The 14,687-nt window shown below is 69.4% G+C and carries 12 protein-coding genes; 3 read left to right on the top strand and 9 right to left on the bottom strand.

The genetic code is table 11. From position 1 onward, the window contains the following. Positions 1 to 85: 85 nt before the first annotated feature. A complete protein-coding gene (locus ACTWQO_RS08800) occupies positions 86 to 2,209 on the bottom strand; it encodes an ATP-binding protein (RefSeq protein WP_443236632.1) in 2,124 nt (707 codons plus the stop codon). Between the two features lie 168 nt (positions 2,210 to 2,377). On the opposite strand from ACTWQO_RS08800, the gene ACTWQO_RS08795 reads away from it, so the two are divergent. The 3 genes from ACTWQO_RS08795 (at position 2,378) to ACTWQO_RS08785 (ending at position 5,020) form a co-directional block, all read left to right on the top strand. Then, positions 2,378 to 2,530, top strand: coding sequence for a hypothetical protein (locus ACTWQO_RS08795; protein ID WP_443236631.1), 153 nt, complete (start codon positions 2,378 to 2,380; stop codon positions 2,528 to 2,530). 98 nt (positions 2,531 to 2,628) lie between these two features. Beyond that, positions 2,629 to 3,963, top strand: a complete 1,335-nt coding sequence (gabT, locus tag ACTWQO_RS08790) for a 4-aminobutyrate--2-oxoglutarate transaminase (protein WP_443236630.1) — start codon at positions 2,629 to 2,631, stop codon at positions 3,961 to 3,963. A gap of 181 nt (positions 3,964 to 4,144) precedes the next feature. Continuing rightward, the gene (locus ACTWQO_RS08785) at positions 4,145 to 5,020 is read left to right on the top strand and encodes a phosphatase PAP2 family protein (RefSeq protein WP_443236629.1); all 876 of its coding nucleotides are present in this window, start codon (positions 4,145 to 4,147) and stop codon (positions 5,018 to 5,020) included. Here ACTWQO_RS08785 and ACTWQO_RS08780 read toward each other — a convergent pair. The 8 genes from ACTWQO_RS08780 to ACTWQO_RS08745 form a co-directional block, all read right to left on the bottom strand. Continuing rightward, the gene (locus ACTWQO_RS08780; protein WP_443236628.1) at positions 4,959 to 6,752 is read right to left on the bottom strand and encodes a chitinase; all 1,794 of its coding nucleotides are present in this window, start codon (positions 6,750 to 6,752) and stop codon (positions 4,959 to 4,961) included. The genes ACTWQO_RS08785 and ACTWQO_RS08780 overlap by 62 nt on opposite strands. An 88-nt stretch (positions 6,753 to 6,840) precedes the next feature. Beyond that, positions 6,841 to 7,293 (bottom strand): hypothetical protein, encoded by a 453-nt coding sequence (locus tag ACTWQO_RS08775; RefSeq protein WP_443236627.1) that lies wholly within the window; start codon positions 7,291 to 7,293, stop codon positions 6,841 to 6,843. 136 nt (positions 7,294 to 7,429) lie between these two features. Continuing rightward, positions 7,430 to 8,833 (bottom strand): NAD(P)/FAD-dependent oxidoreductase, encoded by a 1,404-nt coding sequence (locus ACTWQO_RS08770; RefSeq protein WP_443236626.1) that lies wholly within the window; start codon positions 8,831 to 8,833, stop codon positions 7,430 to 7,432. After that, entirely contained in the window at positions 8,830 to 9,630 is an 801-nt protein-coding gene (locus ACTWQO_RS08765; protein ID WP_443236625.1) for an ABC transporter permease, read from the bottom strand. Before ACTWQO_RS08765 ends, ACTWQO_RS08770 begins: the two co-directional genes overlap by 4 nt. After that, positions 9,631 to 10,557, bottom strand: a complete 927-nt coding sequence (locus ACTWQO_RS08760) for an ABC transporter permease (protein WP_443236624.1) — start codon at positions 10,555 to 10,557, stop codon at positions 9,631 to 9,633. Then, on the bottom strand, positions 10,557 to 11,711 hold the full coding sequence (locus ACTWQO_RS08755; protein ID WP_443236623.1) for an ABC transporter ATP-binding protein: 1,155 nt from the start codon (positions 11,709 to 11,711) through the stop codon (positions 10,557 to 10,559). Before ACTWQO_RS08755 ends, ACTWQO_RS08760 begins: the two co-directional genes overlap by 1 nt. After that, positions 11,708 to 12,955: a polyamine ABC transporter substrate-binding protein gene (locus tag ACTWQO_RS08750; RefSeq protein WP_443236622.1), complete on the bottom strand. Its 1,248-nt coding sequence runs from the start codon at positions 12,953 to 12,955 to the stop codon at positions 11,708 to 11,710. Before ACTWQO_RS08750 ends, ACTWQO_RS08755 begins: the two co-directional genes overlap by 4 nt. A gap of 49 nt (positions 12,956 to 13,004) precedes the next feature. After that, positions 13,005 to 14,534, bottom strand: a complete 1,530-nt coding sequence (locus tag ACTWQO_RS08745) for a gamma-aminobutyraldehyde dehydrogenase (protein ID WP_443236621.1) — start codon at positions 14,532 to 14,534, stop codon at positions 13,005 to 13,007. Between the last annotated feature and the right edge of the window lie 153 nt (positions 14,535 to 14,687).

Below are 14,687 nucleotides of genomic sequence, written 5' to 3'. Positions count from 1 at the left end.
TTGTGATCCTTTGGCCGCCACGTATGAACGACCTATGCCGATTCTGCCTCACCGTACGGTCGCCGCACTCCCTCTTGTCCGGCTGTCAGTCCCGCAGATCCACCAGCAGCGGCGGCGCGTGCTCCCCCTGCACGGTCGTCAGCGACAGCACCGCATGCCCCGGCGGCACGCCGTGCGCCAGCTCGGACGCGGACCACCGCTCCCGCTCGACCTGTCGCACGGTCACCGCCCGCGCGGTCGGCGCCTTGCCGGTGATCACGCGCCGCAGCATGTGCACGGCCTTCCCGGCCGGGGTCTCGGCGATGATCTGCCGGTCGGTGACATCCCGCGCCTCGGTCCACTCCTTGCCCCACACCTCGGCGAAGTCCTGCCCGTCCCACGGTGTCAGCCCGGACAGCGCCATCCGGCATCCGGCGGCCCCGAGCAGCGGACCGCGCAGCGGCCTCGGTACGTCGTCGAGGGTGCGCAGGGTCAGGACGACTCCGGCATGCGCGGACCGCAGCCGCTGAATACCTCGTACCGCTTCGGGCGTGACGACACCCGAGGCGTCGTCCAGGATCAGACAGGCGAACAGCGAACGGTCCTCCCGCACCGCCACACTCGCCGTGAACTGCGCGAGCACCAGCCGCGCCAGCATCCGCGAGGCGTCCGCGTGCCCGCGCTCGGGCAGATCGATCCGCACCCGCACCGGATGGTCGAGGGCCTTGAGCGAGAACGGCCGCGACTGCCCCGACGTGTCGAAGAACCCCGCGAACGCCGGCCGGTCCAGCAGCGCCACCCGGTCCGCGAGGACCCCGGCCACATCGCCCGGCTGCCCCATCTGCCGTGCCCGCGCGTCCAGTTCACGCAGCAGCGACTCCTGGCCGGAGCCCTGGAGTCCGGTACGCAGCGCATCGAGCGGACCGGGCGCCCCGTCGAGCAGCTGCCGCAGTTCCGGCACGGACGGGAAGCGTCCGTGGACCGCCCGGAACGGCCCGAGCAACTGCGCGAGCACCGTCGTGGACCGGCGGCTGTCACTGCCCGGATGCGGATCGGCCAGATCCCCCACGAGCGCCTCGGCGAGCACGGCCGCGGCCTCATCGGGGTCCGTGGTCCCGCCGTACAGGTCCAGGTCGTACACGGATTCCGGATTCCCGATCCGTACGACGACGTCATACGCGTCGGCCGGGCCGAGCCCGGCGCCCGCCCCGCCGACCACGACGACCGCGGCCCGCCCGGCGAGCGCGTGCAGGCACAGCGACTCGGCGAGCGGTCGGACGACGCTCCCGGTCTTGCCGGAACCCGCCGGCCCCACGGCCAGCAGCGACGTGCCGAGCAACTCGGGACCGAGGCCCAGGCCGGCGCCTCGGTAGGCATACGGGTTGCGGGCGTCGTCGGCCGTCGTACCGAGCCGCACCTGCCCGGTGAGCAGGTCGTGCCGGGCCACCCGGGTCGGCAGATCACGCGCCCCGGAGGGGTGCAGACAGGCGGCGGCGCCGTCCTTCAGCACGGCACCGGTGAAGGTGGCGAGACTGTGCCGACCGGTGCGTACGCCCTGCCAGGCGCGGGCGATCCGGGCGTGGTCCACGTCCCGCATGAGCCCTTGGCGCGCCTCGGCGGCGAGCCGCTCGGCAGCGTCGGCGGCACCGGCGGCACGGAGGGCGGGCCAGGCGGCGGGGTCCTCTTCGGGGGCGGGCGGGCGCTCGTTCGTCCGGGGGGTCCGGCGCCAGGCAGGGGGGCCGTAGCGGCGCCAGATCTCGCCCCAGCGGCCGAGCCGGCCGACGCCGACCATGATGATCAGCGCGATCACCACGTAGTAGGCGTAGACGACCACGACGGCGGCGAAGCTGTGCGGTTCGACCCAGGACTCGGGGATCATCGCGTAGAGCGGCAGCAGCCACCAGCCACCGAGATAGCCGTTCCACAGCAACGACCAGATCAGCCAGCCGACCAGGAACGCGATCAGCGCTCCGCCGATCAACTGCCGCCCCGGAATGACCTCCGGCTCCTCCGCCGGCCGCGGCCGGTGCCCGAACCGCCACACGCCGGGCGCCGCCTCCGGCCGGGGTGCCCGCAGCCACGCCAGGAACGCCGTGCCGTCCGGCCGTGGCGGCACACCCGGTGCCTCCGCAGGCCGCGGCGGCACCGCGGGCACGGCCGGCGGTCCCGCCGGACGCGGCACAGGATTCGCATGCGTACCCCGCGCGTCCTGCGTCCCGTCGCTGTCCATCGCGCTTGCCCCCTGAGCAGCCGTTCCGTCCACCATCCGCGAGTCAATCTAACGCCCCGGCAAGGGGAGTTCACCGCTAGCACCGTCCGGCGCGCGGAGCGGACCAACATGCTCCGGATATCGTCGTCCCTTCATATCGCACGCGGAGGACGAAACGGGGATGTGATCGTGGCCACGCGCCGCACGGCCCGCACGCTGGCCGCGCACCCCTGGCGTCCGGTCGACTGCGAGGTCCGTATGCCACGCCGCGTGGTCTCCGTCCCCGGCGGTGCCCGTCCGCTCGGCGTCGCTATGTCCACCGCGGACAACCGGAATCCCTGACAACGCCCACATGGAGCATGCCCACCCCCCGCTCCCGGTCCTAGCCTGCGAGAAAAGAAGAGAACGCCAAAGCGTCCGCACCACCCCAGGAGCCCCTCATGACCGCAATCCCGCAGGAGCGCCGCGTCGTCACCGCCATCCCCGGTCCGAAGTCGCAGGAGCTGCAGGCCCGCCGTGTCGCCGCGGTCGCGCAGGGCGTGGGCTCCGTGCTGCCGGTGTTCACCGCGCGGGCGGGCGGCGGGATCATCGAGGACGTCGACGGCAACCGGCTGATCGACTTCGGGTCGGGCATCGCCGTCACGTCCGTCGGCGCGTCCGCCGAGGCTGTCGTACGCCGGGCGTCCGCGCAGCTCGCCGACTTCACCCACACCTGTTTCATGGTCACGCCGTACGAGGGGTACGTCGAGGTCGCGGAGGCGCTGGCGGAGCTGACGCCGGGCGACCACGCCAAGAAGTCCGCGCTGTTCAACAGCGGCGCCGAAGCCGTCGAGAACGCCGTCAAGATCGCCCGTGCGTACACCAAGCGGCAGGCCGTCGTCGTCTTCGACCACGGCTACCACGGCCGTACGAACCTCACGATGGCGCTGACCGCCAAGAACATGCCGTACAAGCACGGCTTCGGGCCGTTCGCGCCCGAGGTGTACCGCGTGCCGGTGGCGTACGGCTACCGCTGGCCGACCGGGCCGGAGAACGCGGGCCCCGAGGCCGCCGCGCAGGCCATCGACCAGATGTCCAAGCAGGTCGGGGCGGACAACATCGCCGCGATCATCATCGAGCCGGTGCTCGGCGAGGGCGGCTTCATCGAGCCGGCGAAGGGCTTCCTGCCGGCCGTGCGGAAGTTCGCCGCCGACAACGGGATCGTCTTCGTCGCCGACGAGATCCAGTCCGGCTTCTGCCGTACCGGCCAATGGTTCGCCTGTGAGGACGAGGGCATCGTTCCCGACCTGATCACGACCGCGAAGGGCATCGCCGGTGGCCTCCCGCTCGCCGCGGTGACCGGTCGCGCCGAGATCATGGACGCCGCGCACGCCGGTGGCCTCGGCGGCACCTACGGCGGTAACCCGGTCGCCTGCGCCGGTGCGCTCGGCTCGATCGAGACCATGAAGGAGCTCGACCTCAACGCCCGGGCGAAGGCGATCGAGGCGACGATGAAGGCCCGGCTGTCCGCGATGGCCGAGAAGTTCGACATCGTCGGCGACGTGCGCGGCCGTGGCGCGATGATCGCCATCGAGCTGGTCAAGGACCGCACCACCAAGGAGCCGAACCCGCAGGCCACCGCCGCGCTCGCCAAGGCCTGCCACCAGGAGGGCCTGCTGGTCCTGACCTGTGGCACCTACGGCAATGTGCTCCGCTTCCTGCCCCCGCTCGTCATCGGCGAGAACCTCCTGAACGAGGGCCTCGACATCATCGAGCAGGCTTTCGCCCGCATCTGAGCCGAACCGTGGTTGATCCCTGGATCACCTCATGAATCCCACCCGTCCCAGCCCTGTCTCCCACCAGGATTCCAGGGCCGGCACGGCGGCCGTCAGAGCGTGTGAAGAACGTGTGCGAGGTGGATGACGGGACGCGATTCCGTCTGTCTTACGCCCACCCCCTGCCGTAGGTTCTACCCAGATGAGAGATACACCCCGCCCACAGGGGACTGTGGGCGGCAACAGGCCGGGGCCTCCCCAGCTTCGACCTGGTCGTGCCCTCGCGCACACAACCGGAGCCTCTGGCTCTGGATCTCCTCACCGATCGGACAGTCGCCCGCCCCAAACCCCCCGGGGCGGCCGACCATCCGATCTGATCGGCCGCCCCGGAACCACCCCCCCTGTTCCGGGGCGGCCGGCCTCCTTCCTTCTCCTTCTCGGCCTTCCGGCCCTTCTCTTCGCGCTGATCACCTGGCAGGTCGTCGTCGACGGCCCGCTGCTGCGTCTCGACGCGCGCGTCAGCCGGGCCCTGGTCCACCCGGACCGGATCTCCGGTCTCCTCGCCGACCTGGGCAGTGTCCCGGTCGCGGTGCCGGTTCTCGTGGTCGCCCTCGGGTACTCCGCCTGGCGCGCCCGCCGCAGTGGTACAGACCGCTGGTGGCTGCCGGCCACCGCGGCGGCCGTCCTGATGGCGCTCGTCCCGGCCCTGGTCGTCCCGCTGAAGGTACTGACGGACCGCCCCGGCACCCCGGCCGTGCCGCCCGCCACCGGCTACTACCCCTCCGGCCACACGGCCACGGCCGCCATCGCCTACGGCTGTGCGACCCTGCTCCTCCTCACCTGGCTCCGCACGGCCCGGGCCCGCCGCGCACTCGTCCTCCTCTGCGTCGCCGTCAACGCCGGTGTCGGCTTCGGCCTGGTCCGCCGCGGCTACCACTGGCCACTGGACGTGGTGGCCAGTTGGTGCCTCGGCGCGGTGCTGCTGACGGCGTTCGTGCTGTGCGTGCGCCTGGGCGTCAGCCGAAGTAGCCGTCGAACGTCCGCTGGAACTCCCAGTTCGCATAGCGGTCCCAGTTGATCGACCACGTCATCAGGCCGCGCAGGGCGGGCCAGGTGCCGTGGGTGGTGTACGAGCCGCAGTTGCTCTTCTTCGTCAGGCAGTCGAGGGTTTTCACGACCTCGGCGGGGGCCACGTAGCCGTTGCCCGCGTTGATGGAGGCCGGCATGCCGATGGCGACCTGGTCGGGGCGCAGGGGCGGGAAGACGTTGCTCGCGTTGCCCGCGACCGGGAAGCCGGTGAGCAGCATGTCGGTCATGGCGATGTGGAAGTCGGCGCCGCCCATGGAGTGGTACTGGTTGTCGAGTCCCATGATCGGGCCCGAGTTGTAGTCCTGGACATGGAGCAGGGTCAGGTCGTCGCGCAGGGCGTGGATCACCGGGAGGTAGGCGCCCGCCCTCGGGTCCTGGCCGCCCCACTGACCCGTCCCGTAGTACTGGTAGCCGAGCTGGACGAAGAAGGTCTCCGGGGCCATCGTCAGTACGAAGTCGTCGCCGTACTTGGCCTTGAGGGTCTTCAGCGCCGATATCAGGTTCACGATCACCGGCGTCCTGGGGTTCTTGAAGTCCGTGTCGTCGGCGTTGAGGGAGAGCGAGTGGCCCTCGAAGTCGATGTCGAGGCCGTCGAGGCCGTACTCGTCGATGATCTTCGAGACGGAGGAGACGAAGGTGTCGCGGGCCGCGGTGGTCGTCAGCTGTACCTGGCCGTTCTGGCCGCCGATCGAGATCAGCACCTTCTTGCCGGCCGCCTGCTTGGCCTTGATCGCGGCCTTGAAGTCGGCGTCGCTCTCCACGTTCGGGCACTCGGCGACCGGGCAGCGGTTGAAGCGGATGTCGCCGGAGGTGACCGACGTCGGTTCGCCGAAGGCCAGGTCGATGATGTCCCAGCTGTCGGGGACGTCGGCCATCCGCGTGTAACCGGAGCCGTTGGCGAAGCTGGCGTGAAGGTAGCCGACGAGGGCGTGCGGTGGGAGTTCCACGGGATTGCCGGTGCCCGCGGTCGTCGTCGCGGTCACCGTGGGCGTCTTCGCGGACTCGCCCACGTCGTTCAGCGCGGCGACCTGGAAGCCGTACGCCGTGGACGGCGCCAGTCCGGTCACGGTGGCCGAAGTGCCGGTCACCGTCCGGATCTTGGCTCCATCGCGGTAGAGGGCGTAGCCGGAGGCGCCGGCGACCGGGGACCAGGACAGCGCCACGCTGGTGGGGGTGACGGTGCCGACCGTCAGTCCCGTGGGCGCGGCGGGCGGCTGGCCCGCGTCCACACCCGGTCCGGTGAGCGATATGTCGTCGGCGTGGTAGACGCCGGTGCCGTACCAACCGTGCGTGTAGATCGTGACCTTGGTGGTGGCGGCGCCGGTGCGGAAGGTCGTGGTGAGTTTCTGCCAGTCGGGGGCGGACTGGGTCCAGGTGGAGACGTCGGTGGTGCCGGTGCCGGTCGCGCCCAGGTAGACGTAGGAGCCGCGGACGTAACCGGAGAGCGTGTACGGGGAGTCGGGCTTCACGGTCACCGTCTGCGCGCACCGGGCGTTGTCGCTGCCGGCCGGGGTTGCCTGGAGCGCGGAACTGCCGGTGCGTACGGGTGAGTTGACCGTCGTACCGGAGGTGCAGGTCCAGCCGTCGAGGCCGGATTCGAAACCTCCGTTGCGGGCGAGGTCCGCGTCGGCCGCACGGGCGGCCGACGAGAGCGCGGTGATGCCGGACACGGCCAGGACGGTGGCCGTGAGGGCGGCGACGAAGGGTCTGGTGCGATCCACAAGGGCCTCCGGGCATGGGGGAATTGGAGGGTGGAGCGCCGCCAACTTGGTCCAGACCAATCGGGTTGTCAAGACCTCCCGCCGCCGTTCAGCGGTCTTCGTCCGCCGCCATACCCCCCGCCGCCTCATGCATGGCCAGTTCGAGCAGCCCCGGATCGGTGAGGGTGCCGGAGCCGTCCGGCGGTACCAGCCAGCGGACTCCGCCGGTGGCGCGTCCCGGGTACGGCACGACGATCCACGTCCCCGCCCCCGCCGTGCGGATACCCGTGCCGAGCCAGCGGGCGGCCGTGCCCGGTGGCACGAAGAAGCCCATCCGGGCGTCGCCGAAGTCGACCAGTACGGGCCCGAGTTGGTCGATGATGCGGGTCAGTACATCGAGGGTGGGGTAGCCGAGTTCACCCGGCAGGATCAGGACGTCCCAGGCTTTGCCGGCCGGGAGCAGCGCGATCCCCAGGGGGTTGCGCTCCCACTCCCAGCGGCAGGCCTCGGGGTCCGGTGCGACGGACGCTAGCCACTCGACCGCCGTCTTCGCCCCTGTCATGAGAAGACCTCCTTGTCTCTCGTCGACGCAGAGCGCGTCACGAGGGAGAGGGAGGTCTCCCGGCGGCATTACGCGGGTTCGCTCAACCCGTCGGAGTGAACTGAATCACAGGCTCGCATCTGCATCTGCGTCGCCGTCAGCTGTCGAAGCCGAGCCCCAGCCTGTCCATGGTTCTCAGCCACAGATTGCGCCGCCCGCTGTGCGCGTCCGCGCGGGCCAGGGACCACTTCGTCAGCGCGATCCCGGTCCAGGCGAAGGGCTCGGGCGGAAAAGGGAGCGGCTTCTTGCGGACCATGTCGAGTTCCGTGCGCTCCGTGCGCTCCCCCGCCAGCAGGTCCAGCATCACGTCGGCGCCGAAGCGGGTGGCGCCGACACCCAGGCCCGTGAACCCGGCCGCGTAGGCCACCTTCCCCTGGTGTGCGGTGCCGAAGAACGCCGAGAAGCGCGAGCAGGTGTCGATCGCGCCGCCCCACGCGTGCGTGAAGCGCACGCCCTCCAGCTGCGGGAAGCAGGTGAAGAAGTGCCCGGCGAGCTTGGCGTACGTCTCCGGGCGGTCGTCGTACTCGGCCCGCACCCGGCCGCCGTACGGGTAGACCGCGTCGTAACCGCCCCAGAGGATGCGGTTGTCGGCGGACAGCCGGAAGTAGTGGAACTGGTTCGCCGAGTCACCGAGGCCCTGGCGGTTCTTCCAGCCGATGGAGGCCAGTTGGTCAGCCGTCAGCGGCTCGGTCATCAGGGCGTAGTCGTAGACCGGAACGGTGTACGCCCGGACCCGCTTGACCAGGCTGGGGAAGATGTTGGTGCCGAGCGCGACGTGGCGGGCGCAGATCGAGCCGTAGGGGGTGCGTACGGCCATACCGGCGCCGTACGGCTTCAGGGTGAGCGCGGGGGTGTGCTCGTAGAAGCGGACGCCGAGTTCGAGGCAGGCACGCTTCAGGCCCCAGGCGAGCTTGGCGGGATGGAGCATGGCGACGCCGCGGCGGTCGTGGAGGCCCGCCTGGAATGTCGGTGAGTCGACTTGTTCCCGTACCGCTTCGGCGTCCAGGAACTCGACGCCGTCAGCCAGGCCCCGGTGCGCCATCTCCTCGTACCAGTCGCGCAGTTCCCGCGCCTGGTACGTCTCGGTGGCGACGTCGATCTCGCCGGTGCGCTCGAAGTCGCAGTCGATGGAGTAGCGGGCGACCGCCGCCTCGATCTCGTCGAGGTTGCGGGCGCCCAGCTGCTCCAGCTGGTGGATCTCGTCCGGCCAGCGGGCGAGCCCGTTGGCCAGGCCGTGCGTGATCGAGGCGGCGCAGAAGCCGCCGTTGCGGCCCGAGGCGGCCCAGCCCACCTCGCGGCCCTCCACCAGCACCACGTCCCGCTGCGGGTCGCGCTCCTTGGCGATCAGCGCGGTCCACAGTCCGCTGTAGCCACCGCCGACGACGAGCAGATCGCAGGTCTCGGCGCCGGTGAGGGCGGGTTCGGGGCGGGGCTTGGCTGGATCGTCGAGCCAGTACGAGACCGGCTGGGCCTCAGAGAGTGACTTTGTCCAACGGGTCATGCCTTTTGCCTGTTCCGGCGATTGCTGATGACCATTCCGGCCAGCACGAACAGTACGGCGACGATGAACATGGCCGTACCGATGACATTGATCTGAACGGGTGTGCCGCGCTGTGCCGAGCCCCAGACGAACATGGGGAAGGTGACGGTCGAGCCCGCGTTGAAATTGGTGATGATGAAATCGTCGAAGGAGAGCGCGAAGGCTAGCAGCGCGCCCGCGGCGATTCCCGGAGCAGCGATCGGCAGGGTGACCCGGAGGAATGTCTGGAGCGGTCCGGCGTACAGATCCTGCGCCGCCTGCTCCAGCTTCGGGTCCATCGACATCACGCGCGCCTTGACGGCCGTCACGACGAAGCTGAGGCAGAACATGATGTGGGCGATCAGGATCGTCCAGAATCCCAACTGCGCGCCCATGTTCAGGAACAGGGTGAGCAGCGAGGCCGCCATGACGACCTCGGGCATCGCCATCGGCAGGAAGATCAGCGAGTTGACGGCACCCCGCGCGCGGAACCGGTAGCGGACCAGCGCGAAGGCGATCATCGTGCCGAGGACGGTGGCGCCGAGCGTCGCCCAGAACGCGATCTGGAGGCTGACCGACAGCGAGCCGCACATGTCGGCGACACCGCACGGGTCCTTCCAGGCGTCCGTGGAGAACTCCTGCCATTCGTAATTGAAGCGCCCCTTCGGGTTGTTGAAGGAGAACACCGTGACGACGACGTTCGGCAGCAGGAGATAGCCGAGGGTCACCAGTCCCGCGATGACGACGAAATGACGCTTGAGCCAGTTGACGAAGGCCATTTAAACCAGATCCTCCGTTCCGGACCTGCGGATGTAGAGGGTGACCATGATGAGGATCGCGGCCATCAGGATGAAGGAGAGGGCCGCGGCCGTCGGATAGTCGAGAATCCGCAGGAACTGGGTCTGGATGACATTGCCGACCATGCGGGTGTCGGTCGAGCCGAGCAGATCGGCGTTGACGTAGTCACCGGCCGCCGGGATGAAGGTCAGCAGCGTGCCGGAGACGACACCCGGCATCGACAGCGGGAAGGTGACCTTCCGGAAGGTCGTGATCGGCTTGGCGTAGAGATCGCCCGCCGCCTCGTGCAGCCGCCCGTCGATGCGCTCCAGCGAGGAGTACAGCGGCAGGATCATGAACGGCAGGAAGTTGTACGTCAGACCGCACACGACGGCCAGCGGAGTGGCCAGCACGCGGTCGCCGGAGGTCCAGCCGAGCCAGCTGGTGACGTCCAGGACGTGCAGGGTGTTGAGGGCGCCGACGACCGGCCCGCCGTCCGCGAGGATCGTCTTCCAGGCGAGCGTACGGATCAGGAAGCTGGTGAAGAACGGCGCGATCACCAGGATCATGATCAGGTTCCGCCAGCGGCCCGCACGGAACGCGATCAGGTACGCCAGCGGATAGCCGAGGACCAGACACAGGATCGTCGCCGCGCCGGCGTACAGCACCGAGCGCAGGAACTGCGGGTAGTACTCGGACAGCGCGTCCCAGTACGTCGCGAAGTGCCAGGTGACCTTGTAGCCCTCCTCCAGGGAGCCCGTCTGCACGGACGTGGAGGCCTGGTAGATCATCGGCATCGCGAAGAAGACCAGCAGCCAGAGGATGCCGGGCAGCAGCAGCACGTACGGCGTCCAGCGGCCCCGCTTGCGAGGCGGCTTCTTCTCCGGGGCCGGCGCGAGAGGCGGTGGCGCCTCGGTGAGGGTCGCCATCAGACCGCCGCCTCTTCTTCGATCCCCGCGTCGATGTCCTGGGCGGCGTCGAGGCCGAAGGTGTGCGCCGGGCTCCAGTGCAGGACGACGTCGGCGCCGGGGACGAGCCGGGCGTCGCGGTCGATGTTCTGGGCGTAGACCTCGAACTCGGGGCAGACCGGGCTGTCGATGACGTACTGCGTGGAGACCCCGATGAACGACGTGGCCGCGATCTTGCCGGTGATGCGGTTGCGGGCCGCGGGGATCTCGCCCGCGTCGTCCGCGTGGGTGAGGGTGATCTTCTCCGGGCGGACGCCGACCAGCACCTTGCCGCCGGTCGTCGTGGGCGCGGAGCAGCGCACCTCGGGCAGGACGAGCTTGCCGCCGCCGGCCCGGACGACGATCTCACCGCCGGTCTTGTTGTCGACCTCGGCCTCGATCAGGTTGGACGTGCCGAGGAAGTTGGCGACGAACGTCGTCTTCGGGTTCTCGTAGAGGTCGGCGGGCGAGCCGAGTTGTTCGACGCGGCCCGCGTTCATCACGGCGACCGTGTCGGCCATCGTCATGGCCTCCTCCTGGTCGTGCGTGACGTGCACGAAGGTGATGCCGACCTCGGTCTGGATGCGCTTGAGCTCCAGCTGCATCTGGCGGCGCAGCTTGAGGTCGAGGGCGCCGAGGGGCTCGTCGAGAAGGAGCACCTTGGGGGTGTTGATCAGCGCACGGGCCACGGCCACCCGCTGCTGCTGGCCGCCGGAGAGCTGATGCGGCTTCTTGCGTGCCTGCTCGCCGAGCTGGACCAGGTCGAGCATGTCCCCGACCTGCTTCTTCACCGACTTGATGCCGCGTCGGCGCAGGCCGAAGGCGACGTTCTCGAAGATGTCGAGGTGCGGGAAGAGGGCGTACGACTGGAAGACCGTGTTCACCGGCCGCTTGTACGGCGGCAGGTGCGTGACCTCCTGGTCGCCGAGGTGGACGGTGCCGCTCGTCGGCTCCTCAAGTCCCGCGATCATGCGCAGAGTTGTGGTCTTGCCGCAGCCGGAGGCACCGAGCAGGGCGAAGAAGGAGCCCTGCGGCACGGTCAGGTCGAGCGGATGTACGGCGGTGAAGGAGCCGTAGGTCTTGCTGATCCCGGAGAGGCGGACGTCGCCGCTGCTGTCGTTCGTCATCGTCGTCACGCCCCTGTCAGCTTCGCGAACTTACCTTCATAGGCCGTCTCTTCCTTCGAGCTCAGCGAGCGGAAGGCATGGGACTTCGCGGCCATTTCCTTGTCCGGGATGATCAGCGGGTTGTCCGCCGCGCCCTCGTCGATCTTCGCGAGATAGGGCTTCACTCCGTCCACGGGACAGACGTAGTTGATGTAGGCGGCCAGTTCGGCGGCCGGCTCCAGCTCGTAGTAGTAGTCCATGAGCCGCTCGGCGTTCGTCTTGTGGCGTGCCTTGTTGGGGATCAGCATGTTGTCGGTCGACGTCATGTAGCCGCTGTCCGGGATGATGAAGTCGACGTCCGGGCTGTCCGCCTTGAGCTGTACGACGTCACCGGCCCACGCGATACAGGCCGCGAAGTCGCCGCTGGTGATGTCGGACGTGTAGTCGTTGCCGGTGAAGCGGCGGATCTGGCCCTTGTCGACGGCCTTCTGGAGACGGGCGATCGCCGCGTCGTAGTCGTCGTCCGTGAACTTCGCCGGGTCCTTGCCCATGTCCAGCAGCGTCATGCCGATGCTGTCGCGCATCTCGGTGAGGAAGCCGACGCGGCCCTTGAGCTTGGGGTTGTCGAGCAGGTCGGAGACCGACTTCACCTCGATGCCGTCGAGCGCCTTCTTGTTGTACGCGATGACCGTCGAGATGCCCTGCCAGGGATACGAGTAGGCGCGTCCGGGATCCCAGTCCGGGCTGCGGAACTGGGACGACAGATTGGCGTACGCGTGCGGCAGGTTGGCCGGGTCCAGTTTCTGGGCCCACCCCAGGCGGATGAGGCGCCCGGCCAGCCAGTCGGTGAGGACGATGATGTCACGGCCTGTTTCCTGGCCCGCGGCGAGCTGCGGTTTGATCTTGGCGAAGAACTCGTTGTTGTCGTTGATGTCCTCGGTGTACTTGACCTTGATGCCGGTCCGCTTGGTGAACGCTTCGAGCGTGGGGTGGTGCTTCTCGCTCTCGTCGATGTCGATGTACTCGGTCCAGTTGGAGAAGCTGACCTCCTTCTCCTTCGCCGAGTAGTCCTCCGCGGAGGTGCCGCCCTCCGACTTGCCCGCCGCGGGGATCCCGCAGGCGCTCAGCGCCCCGAGGCCGCCGACCGCGAGCGCGCCGCCCGCGGAGGCGCGCAGCAGCGAACGACGGGTGAGGGCGGCCCTGCCGTTCCGGAGGCTGCGCCGCATGGCGGCCAGCTGGACCGGAGTCAGCGGTTCGGGCTCGTACTGCTCCATGCGCTTGGTGCCCTTTCGGGAGGCGGCCGCGGGTCTGGCGGCCTGTCTGCTATCGGTCCCCGAAGATCGTTCGGTGCCAGTCCTTTCTGGGCACCGCCGTGTTGTCGAACATGACGTGCTTGATCTGGGTGTACTCCTCGAAGGAGTAGGTTGACATGTCCTTGCCGAAGCCGGACGCCTTGTAGCCGCCGTGCGGCATCTCGCTGATGATCGGGATGTGGTCGTTGACCCACACGCAACCGGCCCTGATCTCGCGGGTCGCGCGGTTCGCCCGGTAGACGTCCCTGCTCCACGCGGAGGCGGCCAGTCCGTACGGGGTGTCGTTGGCCAGCCGGATGCCGTCGTCGTCGCTGTCGAAGGGGAGGACGACGAGGACCGGGCCGAAGATCTCGGACTGGACGATCTCGCTGTCCTGGGACGCGTCGGCGACGAGGGTGGGCCGGTAGTACGCGCCGTTCTTCAAGTCGCCCTGCGGTGCCTCACCGCCGGTGACCACGCGCGCGTAGGCACGCGCCCGGTCGACGAAACCGGCGACGCGGTCGCGCTGGACGTGCGAGATGAGGGGGCCGAGGTCGGTGGTGCTCTGGAAGGGGTCGCCGAGGCGGACGGTGTCCATGAGGGCGGCGGTCTGCTCCACGAAGGCTTCGTAGAGGGGCCGTTGCACGTACGCGCGCGTGGCGGCCGTGCAGTCCTGGCCGGTGTTGATGAGGGCGCCCGCGACGGCGCCGTTGACGGCCGCCTCCAGATCGGCGTCGTCGAAGACGACGAAGGGGGCCTTGCCGCCCAGCTCCAGGTGGAGGCGCTTGACGGTGGCGGTGGCGATCTCCGCGACGCGCTTGCCGACGGCCGTCGAGCCGGTGAAGGAGGTCATGGCGACGTCGGGGTGGCCGACGAGATGCTCGCCCGCTTCCTTGCCCGTCCCGGTGACGATGTTGATGACGCCGTCCGGGATACCGGCCTCGGTGGCGGCCTCCGCGAAGAGGAGCGAGGTCAGCGGGGTGAGCTCGGCGGGCTTCAGGACGATGGTGTTGCCCGCGGCGATCGCCGGGAGAACCTTCCAGGCGGCCATCTGGAGGGGGTAGTTCCAGGGCGCGATGGAGCCGACGACGCCGATGGGTTCACGGCGGATGTACGAGGTGTGGTCACCGGAGTACTCCCCCGCCGACTGCCCCTGGAGATGCCGGGCCGCCCCCGCGAAGAACGCGGTGTTGTCGATGGTGCCGGGGACGTCGAACTCACGCGTGAGCTTCAGCGGCTTGCCGCACTGCAGGGACTCGGCACGGGCGAACTCGTCGGCGCGGTCGGCGAGCACGGCGGCGAAGCGGTGCATCGCGTCGGAACGCTCGCCGGGCGTGGTCGCGGCCCAGCCCGGGAAGGCGGCGCGCGCGGCAGCGACAGCCGCGTCGACGTCGTCCGTGCCGGCCAGCTCGTACGTGTAGACGTCCTCGCCGGTCGCCGGGTCGACGACCGCGTGCGTACGACCTGAGGTGCCCTTGGTCAGACGGCCCGCGATGTACTGCGCACCGGCCGCGAGGCGCTCCTGTGCGGGGAATCGGTCCGGGGTTCCCGGGTAGTGCATGTCGTCGCTCTCCTCCGCCGTCGCCCCTGGTGATCAGGGGTGGGTGGCGTAGCTTCAGCTCGATTTGAGTGCCGATCCTGACAGAGCCATGGGCGTCCAACAAGTGATTCCGTTGTTGCCTTTTGGTTACGCGACGGAATCTGTCGACCAGGT

Source organism: Streptomyces sp. 4N124 (genome assembly GCF_052245395.1).
Taxonomy (GTDB): Bacteria; Actinomycetota; Actinomycetes; order Streptomycetales; family Streptomycetaceae; genus Streptomyces.
The sequence above is the reverse complement of the archived record's forward strand: the minus strand, read 5'-3'. Positions and strand labels throughout refer to the sequence as shown.